Consider the following 328-nt stretch of genomic DNA (forward strand, 5'->3'; position numbering starts at 1 on the left):
GAAGTGTGCATAGCCAACTTGTGGCAATCCTGCTTGGTCGAAAAGGTTTTTCATGATAACTTTATCCATTCCAGCAGATGATGCCAACACACCGTTTCCTACATAAGGAAGGTTTAAAAGTTCCAACATTCCTTGAACTGTTCCGTCTTCCCCGTTCGGGCCATGTAATAGTGGGAACACGACTGTTTGAGTCTCTTCCGTTTCTTCTTCGTTCGTCAATGCAAGAGGTGCGATGGTTGTGCCGCCCTCTTCCAGCTTCAGTTGGTGTACGCTCTCTGCCGGTCCATTCAACAAGCCACCGCGCTTCCATTCTCCTGTTTCCGTTATG

Annotated in this window: 1 pseudogene; it reads right to left on the reverse strand. The window is 48.2% G+C overall.

From position 1 onward, the window contains the following. Window positions 1-328: pseudogene (gene ddl / locus ACQCVE_RS19620) on the reverse strand (D-alanine--D-alanine ligase); the annotation flags it as partial.

Source organism: Metabacillus sp. 113a (assembly GCF_050107635.1).
GTDB lineage: Bacteria > Bacillota > Bacilli > Bacillales > Bacillaceae > Metabacillus_B.